The 17,867-nt window shown below is 39.4% G+C and carries 15 protein-coding genes and 2 tRNA genes; 12 read left to right on the forward strand and 5 right to left on the reverse strand.

The window, feature by feature from the left end:
- Window positions 1-63: 63 nt before the first annotated feature.
- The 3 genes from VH441_RS06785 to pilB form a co-directional block, all read right to left on the reverse strand.
- Window positions 64-657 carry a DUF3124 domain-containing protein gene (locus VH441_RS06785; RefSeq protein ID WP_434352899.1) on the reverse strand — a complete coding sequence of 198 codons (594 nt, stop codon included), beginning with the start codon at window positions 655-657 and terminating at the stop codon, window positions 64-66.
- A gap of 179 nt (window positions 658-836) precedes the next feature.
- Complete coding sequence (locus VH441_RS06790) at window positions 837-2,072, reverse strand: type II secretion system F family protein (protein WP_434354376.1); 1,236 nt, start codon at window positions 2,070-2,072, stop codon at window positions 837-839.
- Window positions 2,073-2,113: 41 nt separating this feature from the next.
- The gene (gene pilB / locus VH441_RS06795) at window positions 2,114-3,913 is read right to left on the reverse strand and encodes a type IV-A pilus assembly ATPase PilB (protein ID WP_434352900.1); all 1,800 of its coding nucleotides are present in this window, start codon (window positions 3,911-3,913) and stop codon (window positions 2,114-2,116) included.
- A 208-nt stretch (window positions 3,914-4,121) separates the two neighbouring features.
- On the opposite strand from pilB, the gene tpiA reads away from it, so the two are divergent.
- The 11 genes from tpiA (at window position 4,122) to truB (ending at window position 14,118) form a co-directional block, all read left to right on the forward strand.
- Window positions 4,122-4,931: a triose-phosphate isomerase gene (gene tpiA / locus VH441_RS06800; RefSeq protein WP_434352901.1), complete on the forward strand. Its 810-nt coding sequence runs from the start codon at window positions 4,122-4,124 to the stop codon at window positions 4,929-4,931.
- A 77-nt stretch (window positions 4,932-5,008) separates the two neighbouring features.
- Window positions 5,009-5,356: a preprotein translocase subunit SecG gene (gene secG / locus VH441_RS06805; protein WP_434352902.1), complete on the forward strand. Its 348-nt coding sequence runs from the start codon at window positions 5,009-5,011 to the stop codon at window positions 5,354-5,356.
- Window positions 5,357-5,446: 90 nt separating this feature from the next.
- Window positions 5,447-5,531: transfer RNA gene (locus VH441_RS06810), tRNA-Leu, on the forward strand.
- An 88-nt stretch (window positions 5,532-5,619) separates the two neighbouring features.
- Window positions 5,620-6,753 carry a class I SAM-dependent methyltransferase gene (locus VH441_RS06815; protein ID WP_434352903.1) on the forward strand — a complete coding sequence of 378 codons (1,134 nt, stop codon included), beginning with the start codon at window positions 5,620-5,622 and terminating at the stop codon, window positions 6,751-6,753.
- A 107-nt stretch (window positions 6,754-6,860) separates the two neighbouring features.
- A tRNA-Met gene (locus tag VH441_RS06820) sits at window positions 6,861-6,937 on the forward strand.
- 244 nt (window positions 6,938-7,181) lie between these two features.
- Entirely contained in the window at window positions 7,182-7,670 is a 489-nt protein-coding gene (gene rimP / locus VH441_RS06825) for a ribosome maturation factor RimP (RefSeq protein ID WP_434352904.1), read from the forward strand.
- A 25-nt stretch (window positions 7,671-7,695) separates the two neighbouring features.
- The gene (locus VH441_RS06830) at window positions 7,696-8,175 is read left to right on the forward strand and encodes a GyrI-like domain-containing protein (protein ID WP_434352905.1); all 480 of its coding nucleotides are present in this window, start codon (window positions 7,696-7,698) and stop codon (window positions 8,173-8,175) included.
- Window positions 8,176-8,285: 110 nt separating this feature from the next.
- Window positions 8,286-9,770, forward strand: coding sequence for a transcription termination factor NusA (gene nusA, locus VH441_RS06835; RefSeq protein ID WP_434352906.1), 1,485 nt, complete (start codon window positions 8,286-8,288; stop codon window positions 9,768-9,770).
- A 101-nt stretch (window positions 9,771-9,871) separates the two neighbouring features.
- A complete protein-coding gene (infB, locus tag VH441_RS06840; RefSeq protein ID WP_434352907.1) occupies window positions 9,872-12,607 on the forward strand; it encodes a translation initiation factor IF-2 in 2,736 nt (911 codons plus the stop codon).
- A gap of 106 nt (window positions 12,608-12,713) precedes the next feature.
- The gene (locus VH441_RS06845; RefSeq protein ID WP_434352908.1) at window positions 12,714-13,118 is read left to right on the forward strand and encodes a ribosome-binding factor A; all 405 of its coding nucleotides are present in this window, start codon (window positions 12,714-12,716) and stop codon (window positions 13,116-13,118) included.
- A gap of 37 nt (window positions 13,119-13,155) precedes the next feature.
- On the forward strand, window positions 13,156-14,118 hold the full coding sequence (truB, locus tag VH441_RS06850) for a tRNA pseudouridine(55) synthase TruB (RefSeq protein WP_434352909.1): 963 nt from the start codon (window positions 13,156-13,158) through the stop codon (window positions 14,116-14,118).
- Between the two features lie 25 nt (window positions 14,119-14,143).
- Here truB and VH441_RS06855 read toward each other — a convergent pair whose 3' ends face one another.
- Entirely contained in the window at window positions 14,144-14,686 is a 543-nt protein-coding gene (locus VH441_RS06855) for a CIA30 family protein (RefSeq protein ID WP_434352910.1), read from the reverse strand.
- A 326-nt stretch (window positions 14,687-15,012) separates the two neighbouring features.
- Between VH441_RS06855 and VH441_RS06860 the strand changes: the two genes are divergently transcribed.
- On the forward strand, window positions 15,013-15,972 hold the full coding sequence (locus tag VH441_RS06860; protein WP_434352911.1) for a D-2-hydroxyacid dehydrogenase: 960 nt from the start codon (window positions 15,013-15,015) through the stop codon (window positions 15,970-15,972).
- 181 nt (window positions 15,973-16,153) lie between these two features.
- Here VH441_RS06860 and msrAB read toward each other — a convergent pair whose 3' ends face one another.
- Window positions 16,154-17,827, reverse strand: coding sequence for a bifunctional peptide-methionine (S)-S-oxide reductase MsrA/peptide-methionine (R)-S-oxide reductase MsrB (gene msrAB / locus VH441_RS06865; protein WP_434352912.1), 1,674 nt, complete (start codon window positions 17,825-17,827; stop codon window positions 16,154-16,156).
- Window positions 17,828-17,867: the final 40 nt, after the last annotated feature.

Genomic DNA, 17,867 nt, shown 5'->3' on the forward strand with positions numbered 1-17,867 from the left:
TTCTAATATTATGTATCATCTTAGTATATAAACTGTTAAATCAACAACTTGAAAATTAAACAATTAAGGCTGAGATAGTTCTACACCATCTACCGAAAAAGCAAATGCTTTGTTGCCATAATTCCCTATCATCACTGCTTGAATAATAGGTTGGATATTTTTCTTGGCACCGGTAGTAATTAAAAAGTTAGCACCTGAGCCACCAGTATCATCTTGTTTTTGTAGGTTAAAATTATAGGTTCCCATGGGCATTATTTTAATGGTCTGATTTAACACTTGTTTGACTAGCTTACCCTCTGTATTAAAGTAGTCGATATTTTTAATGAACAAAGCGTTGCTTTGGCTAGTATTACGGATACTGAGTACTGCTGTCATTAAAATTTTTGGATTTTGCTCGCTTAAGTAAATATCTGAGTAAATAGGTACATAAAAACTTTGCTGGTATGCCATGTTCTCGGTTTCCGAAGAATCCATGACAGGTACAGAAACAACCCCTCGATTTTGGCTTTTGGTGTGATTATTATCAGTATGTTGTGGGCTTTCTTCTGGTTGTGTGGCTGGTGTACAGCTAGAAAGCCCAAACCATGTTGCACACAGTAAATTACAAAGCATCAGTTTATTTAAGTTTATTGATTTTATAATGTTAGATAGTTCCATTATTTTGTCCTTTTATAGGGCTAGTTTATAGATAGGATGAAACAAAGAAAGCTGTTGATAGTTAATTATAGTATCTAGAATAAATGTAATCACTCGTAAATTACATAAAAAATATCAATAAATTATTATTGGCTATTGCAAACCGTTTGTAATACTTACACTAAAAGCCATTAGTTGGCTTAACCCACAACTGAACCCATTTGAAAAATAGGTAAATACATTGCCACAACCAAACCGCCAACTAAAATACCCAATATCACCATAACAATTGGCTCTAGTAGCGTTGTCATGTTTTCTAACGCATTATCTACTTTCTGCTCATAATAATCGGCAATGTTATCCAACATTTCTTCCAAACTCCCTGCCTGCTCTCCTACACCCACTAGCTGTATTGCCAAACTTGGGAACACACCGGTTCGTTGCATGGCGGTTTGCAAATGAATACCAGATTTAACATCTTCCTTTATTTGCTGTGTTGCCACATAAAATTTATAGTTACCAGTTGCCCCAGCGGTATAATTTAATGCAGTAATCAAGGGAACCCCTGCAGCAAAAGTTGTAGCCAGCGTTCGGGCAAACCTTGCCACCACCCCATGATACATTACCTGCCCTATTATCGGTAATTTTAACAACCACACATCTACTTTATTTTTAAAGCCCACATGGTTTTTGTATGCTTTTATCGCGCACCAAACAGCGACGAAACTGGCAAACAGTAAAACCCACCATAGTTTTTGTAACCAATTAGAAACCGCAACCACAAGTTGTGTAAACACGGGTAAGTCAGACCCAAGTGATGAAAAAAGCTCTGCAAATACAGGTACGACTCGTACCATTAAAATAATCATCACAACAATTGCGACAATCACAACTGCCAAAGGATAAGTGAGCTCTTTTTTAATTTTAGCTTTAAGCTTTTCTGTCTTTTGTTTATAGCTGGCAATGCGCTGCAACATGGTTTCTAATGTGCCAGATTGCTCACCAGACTCCACCAACGAGCAAACTAAGCCATCAAACTGCTTGGGATGTTTAGCCAATGCTTCTGCAAAGGTTGTACCCGACTGCACATCGGCTTTAATTTGCAACACCAGCTGCTGCATGCTTGGTTTGTCTAATAAGTCTGCCACAATATCAAACGACTTTATAATCGGCACACCTGCTTTTATTAAGGTCGCAAACTGGCGCATAAAAATGGCAGTATCCATTGGTTTAATTTTTTTATTTTTACCAACTGTAGACAGCGTAAGAAAACGATTGGGCTTACGTTTTATGCGCTCCACCCTTATGCCTTGCTGACGCAGCTGTGCTTTTGCCATCGCCATGTTGCTGCTCAGCAATTCTCCGGCTGTTTTTTGCCCCTGCTTATTTTTGCCAGAATAAACAAAAACTGTCGTTCTTTTATCCTTCACACTAATCCCTTAACTATTATAAGCTCCGTACTCATCCATGTGTTGTGTTATTCCGATATCACTCGGTACATTTCTTGTATGCTTGTAACGCCCTGCAGCACCTTTTTAATAGCAGATTGACGCAAATCTTGCATCCCTTGTTGTTCTACCAAATTTTGTAACCGCATTGTGCTATTGTCCGTCGCATCAACCTTTGTTAATGAGCCAGCCATAATCGCTTGGGCGATTTTCTCATCAATCGCTAAAACCTCATAAATGCCCACACGCCCTTTATAACCTTCACGACAATGTTCACAACCGACTGCCTGAAAAATGGTTTGTCCCTCTGATATATCTACAGGTGTAAAACCCATCTCTAACAAACTTGCTGGGGGAATGTTGGCAGGGGCTTTACAATGTTCGCATAATCGACGGGCTAACCGCTGAGCAATAATAAGACTAACCGAAGTCGCAATATTAAAAGAAGCGACTCCCATGTTTTTTAGCCGAGTAATGGTTTCTAAAGCCGAGTTGGTATGTAAAGTTGATAGCACTAAATGCCCAGTTTGAGCAGCCATAATCGCAGTTTCGGCAGTTTCTAGATCTCTAATTTCTCCCACCATAACCACATCTGGGTCTTGGCGCAAAAATGAGCGTAAAGCACTTGCAAAACTTAGCCCAACTTTTGGATTGATGTTAACTTGGTTCACCCCAGCAAGGTTAATCTCTACAGGGTCTTCTGCCGTCGCAATATTGCGTTCATCTGTGTTAAGTATATTTAAACCAGTGTACAGTGATACCGTTTTGCCAGAGCCTGTTGGTCCTGTAATGATTATCATACCTTGTGGTTTGGCAAGTGCCTGCAAATATAATGATTGTTGTAAAGGCGCTAACCCTAATTTATCAATCTCTAAAATTTTTGTAGAGGTATCTAAAATACGCAATACTATTTTTTCACCAAATAAAGTCGGTAACGAGCTAACCCTAAAATCTATCGACTGTTTATTTGTTTGTTTTGTATTGTCATTTACCTCACTCGACAAATGGCTTTCAACAGATAATTTAATGCGTCCATCTTGTGGGATACGACGCTCAGAAATATCTAACTGCGCCATCACTTTTAAGCGGGTGGTAATTTTACTTGCCATTTGCACCGGTGGCGTTGCAATCGTTTGCAAGATACCATCAATTCTAAAACGCACACGATAATGTGTTTCATAAGGTTCAAAATGTAAGTCAGATGCCCGCATTTGTATCGCATCGGTAAGCATCTTTTGTACAAACCTAACAACAGGGGCTTCGTCCACGGCTGTATCCAACAAGGTTTTATCAGCAACCCCCTCATTACTTTGTATATCCTTGTCTATATTATCTAAGTTGTCAAAATATTCACAAGTTGCCGATTGTGCATATAACTGATTGATGATTTTAGCAAGCTTATCTGCTTCAACAACCACCGTATCAACTTTTAATTGCGTACTAAATGCGATGGTGTTTATAGCCTCAAGCCAAGAAGTATCTATCATTGCCAACGTAACCCGCTGACCATCACTCGCAATTGGCAAAACTTGATACTGTTTTATTAGTTTCTTGTCTATTAATGATAGTGGCAAATTCTGTAAATCTAATTCATCAAGGTCAAAAAATGGGCTAGCAAACTTTTGAGCAATAAATTTTGCGATGTGTTTACTCTTTGCCAGTTTGTTTTCTACAAGATAAGTAATTAAATTGGTCTGGCTTGCAAACTCTGGCAGCAGCTCAATAGTTTTTGCAGATACAATGTCTGCTTGCAAAAAACTGAGTGCCAAACCACTTAGTTTTTGTTTTGTTGCTTGCCTGTGCAACACACCCTTATGCTGGCTATCCATGCTAACTCCATCATTCCATTTTAATTATTTTCTTAACAAAGTTATAGTTAAGCAACTTTTGTGTTGTATTTCTCCTTCATACCTTTACGTTAGCATAAAAAAACTCATACATTAGAACAAAATCGATAGTTTTTTATATTATTTATTTTTGTTATACTTCCCACAAAATAAGTTTTTATCATATTTTAAAAAACTAAGTAGGTGATATATGCAATCTTGGGTCATTGGTAATTGGAAGAAAAACCCTGCCACACTCACAGAAGTCAACGAGCTAACTTCCGCTATAAAATCAAAGTTCTTGCAAAAACAATCTTCTCAAGACTTCGATTCAACTTGCTACCCCCAACTTATGGTTGCACCAAGTACGATCCATCTTGTTATGGCATCACAAAGTTTAGAAGACACAAACATATTGGTTGGCTGCCAAGACATTAGTGCAAAAAGTGCCACTATTGGCGCTTACACAGGCGATAGCTCGGCACAGCAAATGCTGAATGCGGGCGGCTCTTGGACGTTAGTAGGTCATTCAGAACGTCGATCTTATCATCGAGAAACTGAGGACACCCTCATCACAAAAATGCGTTTTGCATTTGAACAAGGGTTAGGTGTTGTTTTTTGCATTGGTGAAACAATAGAAGCCTATGACTTAGGCAAAACCATCCCTGTATTAGAAGAACAACTACAGATTTTAAAGTCATTGCCAAACTTAAATGAGTTTTTTGCTAAAATTATCATTGCTTATGAGCCAGTTTGGTCAATTGGCACTGGTAAGGTGCCTTCTATCGAGGAAGTAGAAAAAGTTCATCAAGCAATCAAGCAATATGTGACTGGCATCAATGCCTCCCTTGCCGATGCCCCCATTTTGTATGGCGGCAGCGTCAATGCCGATAATGCAGACCAATTTGCAGCCAGCAAGTGGGTAGATGGTGCCCTAGTTGGCGGCGCATCACTCGATGCTGACAAGTTTTTAAGCATTGCAGATAGTTTTTATCAAGGCAAGCAACAACTCAACGGTTAGTTGCTTGAAAGTTGGCAATATCGTCTCCATTTTCTGTTATAATGCCCGACTGACTGCTAAATACCTCAGAGGAAAACGTGTTTAATATTTTACTAGCCGTTCAAATTATTGTTGCTATCGCGATGATTGGATTAATCCTAATTCAACATGGTAAAGGCGCTGATGCCGGTGCTTCTTTTGGTGCCGGTGCTTCTGGTACAGTGTTTGGTGCAGCTGGCTCAGCAAACTTTTTAACTCGTGCAACCGCTGTTTTGGCAGCCATATTTTTTGCAACGAGCATTTTACTGGCAATTTTGGCAAAAGATCAATCTAATGACCAATATTCACTAGAGGTGCCAGCGACTACAGAAGTTGCCACAGCTTCTGAAATCCCAACCGCTGAAAAACCAGCAACAACAGACAAAAAACAAACCGAAGAGCAATAAGCCGCTCTTGAAATTTAAGTATTAGGCCAGTAGAATGCTGGCTATTCTTATACGAACAAGCATTATAGACACGTCTATAATAGCCAATATGCGACTGTGGTGGAATTGGTAGACACGCCATCTTGAGGGGGTGGTGACGCAAGTCGTGAGGGTTCAAGTCCCTCCAGTCGCACCATTATTAAAACTTATCAAGCCTTCCTCGATATTCTTTATCCCATCCCGCCCATTAATTAATCTTTCTTTTTATCTTAAGCACACTAACTATGCAAACTTTAAACTACAATAACCACAATTATCATTTGCAACGCTACCCCACTACTGACGACCAATCATTACGGGCATGGAGCAATGCCGAGATATTGGCAACCAATTATCTATTTGAGCAACAACTGCAATCCAGCCAAATTGTCTTATGTAATGACCGCTTTGGGGTTTGGAATTGTCTATTAAACGGTCAAACCCATCAACAAAACAATGGTTTTAAACAAATTAAAACTGTTGTCACTTATACAAGCCAACAAAAAGCAATCACTCAAAACTTATTGGCAAACAATTTAAATGATACGATTGATGTCATCAGCCCACTAGAGACACTAAAAAACGTAGAAGTTGCATTAATCAAAGTCCCAAAATCATTAGAACTTTTTGAGCTGTTTTTGGCACAAGTACACAAAGGTGCAACAGCAGACACACAAGTAATCTGCTGTTTTATGACCAAATATTTTGCAAACTCTTTATTAAAAATTGCCGCATGCTATTTTGATGAGATAGAACAATCTCAGGCTTGGAAAAAAGCACGACTCTTGATACTAAAAAAACCAAAAAGTCATGTAGATTACGGCTCATTTATTAACCAAATAACGTTTAACCAAACCAATTATCAGCAATACTTTGGTGTGTTTTCGGCAGATAAAATCGATATTGGCACCCAATTTTTATTGCAACAGTTTGATGGCATTAACCTAATGGTTAAAAATAAAGAAAACAAAATTTTAGACCTTGCCTGCGGTAACGGTGTCATTGCCAAAACGTTATCAGCACAAAATCCTAATGCCGAATTTACCTTAACAGATGACTTTAACCTTGCCGTTGAGTCTGCTAAGTTAAATTTGGCTGGTATTAACGCAAAATACCTTTGGGATGACAGCTTAGATAAAATCGAAAACGATTACTTTGATTTAGTGGTATCCAACCCACCATTCCATTTTGAGCATGAAAACAACATCGAAGTTTCTCTCGGTCTGTTTAAGCAGGTACGCCGTGTTTTAAAAAATGGCGGTCGCTTTATTTTAGTTGCCAATAAACATTTAAGTTATGACACGCACCTATTGCCAATTTTTAAACAGGTACACCTAGTTGCTTATAACAAAAAATTTGCCGTTTATGAATGTTCTTAGCCTCATATGATGGCTAAACATTGTTATCGAAAATAAAGTTTAATAAATAAATCAAATAAGGCTTGACAAAAAATATCACACTATATATAATTCGCACCCTAAGTTGATGCGGGGTGGAGCAGTCTGGTAGCTCGTCGGGCTCATAACCCGAAGGTCGTTGGTTCAAATCCAGCCCCCGCTACCAATTTTATAGTCTTGATTGAATTAGCTGTTTTTAGTAATTCAATATGATTTAGCCCACCAGTTTGTCTGTGGGTTTTTTTGTATCTGTATGTTTGTATAACCACCATGCTATCTTCTATTTATGTTATAGTTTAAGGGTGTTCATACAAGCTGTTTTGTGATGCTTTTATTGGCTAACATACACAAAAATATCAACTTTTTAATATTTATTTAATAACTTATTCGATAAAAGATGGACAATTAAATTGAAACTATCCACTAAAGTTACCGAATTAACTAAAATAATCGCACCTTCCGTTGCTGCATGCGGTGTAGAACTTTGGGGTGTTGAGTTTTTGCCACAGGGTCGTCGTTCTTTATTGCGCATTTATATCGAAACCCTAGCAGAAAACAGAGATTCACAGCAAGTTACCATTGAAGATTGTGCCGCAGTAACCCACCAAGTAAGTGGCGCTTTAGAAGTACATGATCCCATTGCCGGTGAATACGTACTTGAGGTCTCTTCACCTGGTCTTGATCGAGCTTTTTTCTCTGCTGAGCAAATGCATGCCTATACAGGACAAAACATCGACTTACGATTAATTCATGCAGTAGAAGACAAAACCGGCAAACGTCGTAAAGTTAGCGGCAAATTAGACAGCATTGACGATAAACAGTTGCAACTCACCAACGAAGAAGCAACCTACCAAATTGACTTAAACAATATTGATAAAGCCAACTTGGTGTATCAATAGACTAACGCTATTTAAAGAGCAAAGTATGAACCAAGTACAATTTATGAAAACAAGCTTAAATGAAGCAATAAATTGCCAAGGTATTACGGTTCGTACCAGCAATGCAGAAGAAATGACCGCAGGGCAAGAAAATAGCCCAGCAAAAATTGCTAGCCTATGGCAAGCTTTTCAGAACCAGTTTGGTAACAAGATAAATGACTCAACCCAAATTTATGGGGTGTATCACAATTACGAAAGTGATGTGAATGGCAAATTTGATGTCACTGCTTGCTTGGCAGTAGATGAAAAAAGTTTAGAGTCAGAACTGCCAACCATTACCCTACCAACAGGTGCATATCTTGTTTTTAAGAAACAAGGCAGTATGCCCCAAGCTGTGATAGACGCATGGGGCGAGGTTTGGGATTATTTTACAAGCACACATTGCCAACATAGTAGAAAATACGATGTTGATTTTGAAAAGTATATTGGCAACAATACAATAGAAATTTATATTGGTATAAAATAACTTATTAAAATAATCGTTATAGATTATTTACAAAAAACATTTTTAGTTTAATTTAACATTAACCCAATCGCTATCTTAAGATAGTTTTTTAATTAACGAGCAGGTAACTCATGAGTCGCGAGATTTTAACAGTTGTAGAAACCGTCAGTAACGAAAAAGGTCTTAACCCTGAAGACGTGTTTGAGGCAATTGAACAGGCACTTGTTGTATCAACAAAAAAGAAAATATACACAGACCAACCAGAAGTAGCGATTCGTGTTGCGATTGACCGCAAAACTGGCGAATACGACACTTACCGCTTTTGGACAGTTGTGGCAGATGAAGACCACGAAATGCCAGCTCAACAGCTTGCTATTACCGACTTAGACCAAAGTGAATGGGCAATTGGCGATGTAAAAGAAGAACAAATCCCTTCTATCGAATTTGGTCGTATTGCTGCCACGCAAGCAAAACAGGTTATCATCCAAAAAATCCGCGAAGCAGAACGTGCCTTAATTGCTGATGCCTATGAAGACCGTATCGGCGACATGCTGTATGGAGAAATCAAAAAACAAACTCGTGATGGCTTTATTGTTGATCTTGGTGATAAAGCAGAAGGCTACTTACCACGTGACCAAGTGTTGCCAGGTGAACAGCTGCGTGTTAAAACTCGCATTAACGCAATTTTAGCAGAAGTTAACCGAGAAAATCGTGGTTCTCAACTGCTTTTATCTCGTACCAGTTCAGATATGCTGGTTGCGCTTATGCAAAAAGAAGTACCAGAAATTGCCGAAGAAGTCATCGACATTCGTGATGTTGCTCGTCTTCCTGGTACACGTGCAAAAATTTCTGTTAAAACAAACGACAATCGCATCGACCCAGTTGGCGCATGTATTGGTATGCGTGGTACCCGTATCCAAGCCGTTCAGCAAGAATTAGACGGCGAACGCATCGACGTGGTTGTTTGGTCTGACGATCCTGCACAATATATCATCAGCGCATTAGAACCTGCTGATGTAAGCAGTATTGTACTTGATGAAGATACAAAAACGGCAGACATTATTTTTGCTACAAATGACCAACTGGCTCGTGCAATTGGCTCACAAGGTCAAAACGTACGTTTGGCGTCAGAACTTACTGGCTACAAACTAAACATGATGCTTGAAGAAGAGTATCAAGCCAAACAAGAAACCGAAAATAAAGCATTTGTTGAGCTATTTTACGAACGCTTAGAAGTAGATGAAGATCTTGCCCAAGCTTTAGTAGAAATTGGCTTTACTACCATTGAAGAAGTCGCCTATGTTCCTGCCGAGACCTTCTACGATATTGAAGGGCTAGACGATGATGCAATCGACATGATTCAAGAACGTGCTAAAGCTGCCGCTATTGCAGATGAGCTGGTTAAGCAAGAAAACATGAAACAACCAAGTGAAGAATTGCTTGCTTTAGAAGGCATGACCACCGCTTGGGCATATAAATTAGCCGAGCGCGATGTCATTACTATCGATGATTTAGCAGAACAGGCTGTATTTGATTTAGAAGATATTGAAGGCTTAGACGAAGCCACTGCGGGTCAGTTAATTATGAAAGCCCGTGAATCTTGGTTTGATGAATAATACACATTTGAACGTGTACAAGCCAAAAACAACAGAGAGAGGGCAATAAAGGTCATCTCACTCAATTAAAACATTTTATATTTAAACAGTAGGTAATATTAATGGCAGATAAAACCGTCAAACAATTAGCAGAGATGGTAAGCAAGACCGTCAGTGTTGTACAGCAACAACTGGTCGATGCTGGATTGCCTGCTCGTGGCGAAGACGACCTCGTCTCTAAAAGCGAGCAAGAGCGACTGCTTGCTTATCTTAAACAAAGTCATGGACAGCAACAAAAAAGCCGTATTAGCCTAAAATCTAAAACGACGGGCACAGCACGTGTTACTGGCACTTCTGGTAGAGCAAAAAGCGTTAACGTTGTGCGTAGCAAAAAAATGACTTTTGAAAAGCCCGACCCTGCAAAAATTGCAGCAGAAAAAGCAGCAGCAGAAAAAGCAGCTGCCGAGGCAAAAGCAAAGGCTGAAGAAGAAGCTCGCAAAGCAGAAGCTGCTAAGAAAGAGGCAGAAGAGCGTCAGGCTGCAACACTTGCTGCAATGAAGGCAAGCATAGCCAAAAAGTCAGATGCCAATATAAAAAGCGAAGTTGCTACCAGTGTTGTTGTTAAAAAAGATAAAAACAACCAAACAACAGAAGTGACTAAAGCAAAAGATACGAAAAAAGCAGTAGCTAAGCCTAAAAAACAAGAAAGCGCAAAAGCACGTAAAGAACGCGAAGCACGTGAAGCCGAAGAAGCTCGCTTACAGCAAATGGAAGCAGAGACTCGCCGTAAACAAGCCGAAGAGGCTCAAAAACGTACGCTAGAAAAAATGCGCGAAATGGCTGGCAAATACTCAACCGATAAAGCCCCTGCTGCCGAAGTACGCAAAGATGAACCGTTAGCAGAAGGTCTGGTTGGCCAGGCATTAGAAGAATCTTTTGAAAAGGAACGCCGTGAAATCAAACGTGGTACTAATAAAGATTCAAATGGTCGCAACCGTCGTCGCCGTGGTCGCAATCAAGAAGAACAACAACTTAAGCACAAAACACGTGGCTTAAAATCTTCTCAGGCTAACCAACATAAGTTTGAAAAACCTGTTGAAAAAATCATCCATAATGTCGAGATTGGTGAAGAAATTGTTGTATCAGACTTGGCACAAAAAATGGCGGTTAAGGTACGAGAAGTTATCAAACTACTCATGAAAATGGGTGAAATGGTACGAGAAAGTGAAACCATTGATCAAGCAACCGCTAGCCTAGTGGTAGAAGAAATGGGACACAACCCGATTCATGTTAGTGATACCAAAGTGGAAGATGACTTACAAGAGTCTGTAAACGAGCGTGGCGAAAATGTACAAACTCGCCCACCTGTGGTTACCATTATGGGTCATGTTGACCATGGTAAAACCTCATTGCTTGACAAAATTCGAGAGTCAAAAGTTGCTTCTGGTGAAGCCGGTGGCATTACGCAGCACATTGGTGCTTACCATGTGAAAACAGACATGGGCGTTATTACCTTCTTAGACACCCCAGGGCATGCCGCATTTACAGCAATGCGTTCACGTGGTGCTCAAGCAACAGATATTGTGGTAATTGTTGTCGCTGCCGATGATGGTATGATGCCTCAAACCGAAGAAGCCATCGACCATGCACGTGCTGCTGGCACCCCTATCATTGTTGCGATCAACAAAATTGATAAAGACTCTGCCGACCCTGATAGAGTGTTAACCGACTTAAGCACAAAAGAAATCCTTTCTGAAGATTGGGGTGGCGACACACCAATGGCACGAGTTTCTGCTAAAACAGGGCAAGGTATTGATGAGCTGTTAGAGCTTATTAGCTTACAAGCCGAGATTATGGAGCTTGAAGCGCCAGCTGAAGGTGCTGCACAAGGTGTTGTCATTGAATCTAAGCTAGAAAAAGGTCGTGGTGCCGTTGCCAGTATCTTGGTTAAAAAAGGTACACTAAAACAAGGCGATCTAATACTGGCTGGTGAGCACTACGGTAAAGTGCGTGCCATGAATGATGAAAATGGTCAACGTATTAAATCAGCAGGTCCTTCTATCCCTGTAGAAATCTTAGGTTTACCAGAAGCACCATCTGCAGGTAGTGAGTTCCTGGTTGTTTCTGATGAGAAGAAAGCACGTGAAGTTGCCGCATTCCGAGCTAACCGTGAGCGTGAACAACAACTAGAACGTCAAAACAAGATGCGCCTAGAAAACATGTTTGCGTCAATGGGTCAAGAAGAAGCCTCTACCCTAAACATCATCTTAAAGACAGATGTACGTGGCTCGCTTGAAGCCATCATCAATGCGTTAGATGAGCTATCAACCGATGAAGTGAAAGTACGTGTCATTAGCTCTGGCGTTGGTCCTATCACTGAGTCAGATGTTACATTGGCAGAATCAAGCGAAGCTGTGTTGCTTGGCTTTAACGTACGTGCCGATAACGCAGGTCGCCGTAAAGCAGATGACGAAGGCATAGATATCCGCTACTACAGTGTTATTTATGGCTTAATTGATGATGTTAAAGCTGCCATGAGTGGCATGCTAGCACCAGAGCATCGTGAAGAAATCTTGGGTATTGCTGATGTACGAGAAGTATTCCGCTCTAGTAAGTTTGGTGCTGCTGCTGGTTGTATGGTTGCAGAAGGTACCATTTACCGCAACAAACCAATCCGTGTATTGCGTGATGATAAAGTCATCTTTACTGGTCAATTGCAATCACTACGCCGCTTTAAAGACGATGTGAATGAAGTACGTGCTGGTATGGAATGTGGTCTTGCAGTTAAGGGCTACGAAGTACAAGCTGGCGATAAAATTGAGGTATTTAATATCCAAGAAGTACAACGCCAATTGTAATTGTAAAATAAGCAAAAAAAGACCTAACTTAACGTCTAGGTCTTTTTTATTTTTATACGAAAGTGCTACACTAGCAATAATGACAAAAATTAAATAAGGACAAAACATGAACCAACGTTTACAACGCATGGCAGACCAAATCCAGCATGAACTTGCCGTCCTCATCCGTGATGAAATTAATGACCCTCGCCTTACAGGTTTTGTAACCATTTCTGGCGTTAAAGTTAGCCCAGATTTAGGCTATGCCGATATCTACGTCACCATCATGGAAGCGCAAGTGGGTGACTCAATACAAGACATGGATAAAGACACCCATGCTGATAGCATCAAAGTACTTAATAAAGCCGCAGGCTTTTTACGTACAGAACTAAGCCATACGTTAAAAACTCGCACAACCCCCCGCCTTCGCTTCCATTATGATGAAGTAACCGCTCATGGTAATTATATGATGGATTTAATCAGCAAAGCTGTTCGTCAAACTGATGAAAACGAACAAAATCAGCTTGATTAACACACTGCTAACCAACCTGAGTCTAAATAGAATTTAAATGGCGAATCAATCACAAACACTAAAAGTATCTGGGGTACTTCTTGTTGATAAACCCAAAGGTATGACCTCTCAACAAGTGGTATCTAAAGTTAAATATCTGTTTAAATCTGCTGCGCACAACAGCAAAAAAGCAGGGCATACAGGCACCCTGGACCCTATGGCAACTGGACTTTTGCCTATTTGTTTAGGTGAAGCTACTAAATTTAGCCATTATCAGTTAGATGCCGACAAATCCTATCAAGCCATCATCAAGCTTGGCGAGCAAACCGACACAGGCGATGCTGAAGGCGCAATCATAGCTACTGCAAATATTCCTACCTTTACCAAGCAAGATTTAGATAATACAGCTGTACAATTTACTGGCAATATCATGCAGATACCACCCATGTATTCTGCCCTTAAAAAAAATGGCAAAAAATTGTATGAATATGCCCGAGAAGGCAAAGAAGTCGACCGCCCTGCTCGCCCTATTAGCATTAAAAAGTTAACTCTGGATAAAATCAGCGATAACGAGCTTTTGTTGAATGTCACCTGTTCAAAGGGGACTTATGTACGTGTACTTGGTGAGGATATTGCAAAAGCCTTAGACACAGGCACACTCGGGCACTTAACTATGCTCAGACGCACCGCTACAGGGCATTTTGATATTAGTGATGCCATAACCATTGATGAGCTAGAAGGCTTAGAATTTAACGACAGATTTGAACATCTGCAAGGCATCGATGCTTGCCTTGGTAATATGTCAACACTCACCCTCGATGACCATCAGGTTTCGCGTTTGCGTTTGGGGCAACGTTTAAATGTGCATCAACAATTTAATGAAGATATTTTGACCTTGTTTGGTGACGATGCAACAAACCAAGTCGATATTCGTTTATTATCTCATACCGGCGATTTTGTTGGCTTAGGTTTGCTTGAAGCAAATGGGCGCTTACAACCAAAAAAAATGATTGTATTGTAAGCATTCTATCAGCGTTAGTTTACATTCACTGCAATTTAACCCAATCAATAATCAATTTAAAGTCTTCTGCTTTTTTATTGGCGATTAAAAAGCCCATTTCTGCAATTTGTGGATGCTTAAAATTGCCAATATCAAGCCTTCTACCACGAAAAGAAGGATACATATCAGATAACTCAATTTGTATCTCTTGCCAATCGCCATTTGTAGAAAAATGGGCAACATAACTATGGCGTTGTTTGTTACTGCCTTTAAGCCTAAACTGATAATCTTTTCCATCACCTTTAAGACGAATCATCACTTTTTGCTTGTTGGTGGTACTAAGACTGTGCTGGGGTCGATAACGGATAGAGGTAAATCCACCATTATTTTTTAAAGACACATTGCCAGAAAAAACAATCTGTTTATCAGCATTTTTAGCCAAGTAACCAGCAGACCTTCCCCCCATCACACCATCGTTAACAACCTGCCATCCCTCAAGTGTGTTAATGTTTTTAAAATCAATAATATCGCTGGCATTTGCCGCTGTTGCAACAAAAGACAAGCCTAATAACAAGTTTTTAATATTCATATTTTAGTTATCCTAACCATAAAAATGAGCTGAGTGCATTTTTGTTAACATCAGTTTCAATAATACATCATACAACTCTTAATAAAACCTATTAAAGCGTTTCATACAGCCTATACCACCTATCAATACTATCACTTTAAAATAATTGTAAAACAGGTTTTTGTGTAATAATGACGTGTTAGATAAGTTAAAATGAGGCTACTTAATAGTTCCTCAATGATGCGTGTGCGTGGATAAAGCTCTATATAGTTTAATTAATAACGAAAAATATCCAACTTACCTTACTCTACCTCACCCAAAAATAATATTTTAAAAAAGGATAAATTATGAAAGCAGTCTTCCTAGATCGTTCTACCTTTTCTACAGAGGTAGCGCTCCCAAAACCTGATGGCATTACTGACTATCAAGTATTTGATAGCACCACGCAAAACGATGCTTTTATTATCCAGCGTTGTAAAGATGCAGATATTATTATCACCAATAAAGTGGTGCTAAATCGTGCCATTCTTGAACAACTACCAACACTAAAGCTTATCCAGCTTACCGCCACAGGCATGAACAATGTCGATTTATCAGCATGCGAACAGCTAGGTATAACAGTAAAAAACATCGCAGGCTATGCCGTTAAAAGCGTACCAGAGCATACCTTTATGCTCATGCTCAACGCCATGCGAGCAAGTCGCCATTATCATCAAACAGTAACTAATTTTAGTCATAGCAAAAAAAGCCCTTGGATAGACTCAAATAAGTTTTGTCTGATGGATGAAACTATTTATGATTTAGAAGGTAAAACGCTGGGTATTATCGGCATGGGCACTATTGGCAAACGCGTGGCAGAAATCGCCAATGTATTTGGGATGAAGGTACTCATCGCAGAACGTCAAGGGAATCCCCCACGCAATGCTGATTATATAGATTTTGAAACCGTATTGGAACAAGCTGATGTGTTGACGTTGCACTGCCCATTAACAGACAAAACTCAACACCTTATTAATGCAAATACCATTAGCAAAATGAGTAAAAAGCCATTAATTGTTAATGTCGCACGTGGCGGTGTGGTCGATAGCACAGCAATGGCACAAGCGGTTAAAAGTGGTACCGTGTTTGGCTACGCCAGCGATGTTTTTGAAATTGAACCGATGACAGCTGATGATCCGCTACAACAAATTGCCAATCACCCAAGAGTCTTTTTTACCCCACACAATGCGTGGGGCAGTTTATCGGCACAATCAAAACTTTGGGATATTTTATGTAAGCAAGTTATCGAGTTTATCAAAACTACTTAGGAAAAATTTAAACACATGTAAATTCTACTTTTGTTATATAAACTTTAAAAAAAGATGGTCTGCTATTGTTTCACATGAAACATGTCGAGAGTTTAATGCTTTTGGATAATTGCACCAAATACACCATAAGTTAACCAGCCTTATTTTATTTTGGACTAGTTTTACGTAGCAGACCTCTTTTTTACTTAACCAATTCTTTTAAAACCCCATAGCCCAAATCATCCATTTGCTCGTAAGGGATAAATCGCAACGCACCGCCATTAATGCAATAACGCAAACCACCTTTATCAACTGGTCCATCCTCAAATACATGCCCCAAATGAGCGTCTGCGACACGAGAACGCACTTCCACTCGCTTCATGTTATAGCTGTTATCAGCATGTTCAGTAATCACTTGCGGATCAACTGGTTTGGTAAAGCTTGGCCAGCCACAACCAGAATTGAACTTATCATTAGATAAAAACAGCGGCTCACCGCTTACCACATCCACATATATACCATCTTCAAATAAATGATCATATTCATGAGTAAAGGCTCGCTCCGTTGCCCCATTTTGAGTAATGTCATAAGCATCATCACTAAGCGTATCTTTTAAGTTAACACCTTTAAAGCTTTGATAGCGGCTGGCATTTAAACCTTCTTCTATAGTCGTAGCTTTATTTAGCTTATTCAACAGGTTTGTATTGTTAGATGGCTCAGGCTCAATTTTTTTATCCGCCAAACTGATATCAATATGACAATAGCCATTTGGATTTTTACTTAAATAATCTTGATGGTATTCTTCTGCCTCAAAAAAATGTTCAAGAGGTTGATTTTCTATAACTATTTTTTCATCAAACTGAGCTTGCAACTTATTTAAGTTGTCTTCAATAACCGCTTTGTCATTAGCATCGCTATAATAAATACCTGTACGGTATTGAACCCCTTTGTCATTACCTTGTTTATTTAGACTGGTTGGATTAATAACCCTAAAATAATACTTAAGCAAGGTATTTAAGTCTATTTTATCGGCATCATAGGTTACTTTAACTGTCTCAGCATGCCCAGATCCTGCAATCACTTGCTCATAACTTGGGTTAAGTATCTCATTACCATTGGCATAGCCAGAAACCGCATCAATCACACCATCAATGCGCTCAAAATAGGCTTCGACTCCCCAAAAACAGCCGCCTGCTAAATAGATGGTTTTTGTATTCATTTTAGTTCCTTTCTCATTATATGACTCATTAAGTATAGATTTTGGTTGTGATACTACTTGGTTATTTTTAAATTCTTTAAAATTATTATTGGCATAGTCAGCCAAGGCAACAACTTGTTGCTCAGTTAAATTGCCTTTTACTAACTTCACTAAATTACCTTTATTGTCTAAAATAGCCCAACTTGGGTAAACCTGCACCCCAAAAGTTTTAATTAACACGCCTTTATCGTCAATTAAAACAGGTAAATTTGGATAGTCTGCCTGCACACCTTGATACCATTTGGTGAACTCTGTTAACGTCTGTTCGTTTAATTGACCGGGGCTGGCAATGGTTACCAAATTAACCGCTTGCAATCTTTCATCGTCTCTTAAATTGTTTACCTCACCAAGCGTTGATAAACACAAAGGACACCAACTTGCCCAAAACTTAACCAAAGTTGGTTTGTTTTGATCAATAACTTGCTCTCCTGTTTCTCCTAATAAGGGGGATATTTGTGGCATCGCAAGCAGGTGCTTTAAAGTCGCACTTGGTAATATCTCTGCACGATTGCTAACTCCTGTTTTTGTATCATCCGCTTGTTTATTGGCAAAAGTTGACTGATTACAAGCCAAAAGCAATAAGCAAGGAAGAAACATAACTAATTTTTTAACATCCATAACCACCTCACAAGCAGTATAAAAGTATTATCAATAACAA

The sequence above is a fragment of the Psychrobacter sp. HD31 genome, assembly GCF_051097895.1.
In the GTDB taxonomy this organism is placed as follows: Bacteria; Pseudomonadota; Gammaproteobacteria; order Pseudomonadales; family Moraxellaceae; genus Psychrobacter.

What these genes read in the sequence shown, in the direction of transcription:
- infB (WP_434352907.1), top strand. Translation starts at nt 9,872, where the DNA reads ATGGCAGATAAAACCGTCAAACAATTAGCAGAGATGGTAAGCAAGACC.
- VH441_RS06845 (WP_434352908.1), top strand. Translation starts at nt 12,714, where the DNA reads ATGAACCAACGTTTACAACGCATGGCAGACCAAATCCAGCATGAACTT.
- VH441_RS06830 (WP_434352905.1), top strand. Translation starts at nt 7,696, where the DNA reads ATGAACCAAGTACAATTTATGAAAACAAGCTTAAATGAAGCAATAAAT.
- truB (WP_434352909.1), top strand. Translation starts at nt 13,156, where the DNA reads ATGGCGAATCAATCACAAACACTAAAAGTATCTGGGGTACTTCTTGTT.
- VH441_RS06860 (WP_434352911.1), top strand. Translation starts at nt 15,013, where the DNA reads ATGAAAGCAGTCTTCCTAGATCGTTCTACCTTTTCTACAGAGGTAGCG.
- tpiA (WP_434352901.1), top strand. Translation starts at nt 4,122, where the DNA reads ATGCAATCTTGGGTCATTGGTAATTGGAAGAAAAACCCTGCCACACTC.
- msrAB (WP_434352912.1), bottom strand. Translation starts at nt 17,827, where the DNA reads ATGGATGTTAAAAAATTAGTTATGTTTCTTCCTTGCTTATTGCTTTTG.
- VH441_RS06815 (WP_434352903.1), top strand. Translation starts at nt 5,620, where the DNA reads ATGCAAACTTTAAACTACAATAACCACAATTATCATTTGCAACGCTAC.
- pilB (WP_434352900.1), bottom strand. Translation starts at nt 3,913, where the DNA reads ATGGATAGCCAGCATAAGGGTGTGTTGCACAGGCAAGCAACAAAACAA.
- VH441_RS06855 (WP_434352910.1), bottom strand. Translation starts at nt 14,686, where the DNA reads ATGAATATTAAAAACTTGTTATTAGGCTTGTCTTTTGTTGCAACAGCG.
- VH441_RS06785 (WP_434352899.1), bottom strand. Translation starts at nt 657, where the DNA reads ATGGAACTATCTAACATTATAAAATCAATAAACTTAAATAAACTGATG.
- nusA (WP_434352906.1), top strand. Translation starts at nt 8,286, where the DNA reads ATGAGTCGCGAGATTTTAACAGTTGTAGAAACCGTCAGTAACGAAAAA.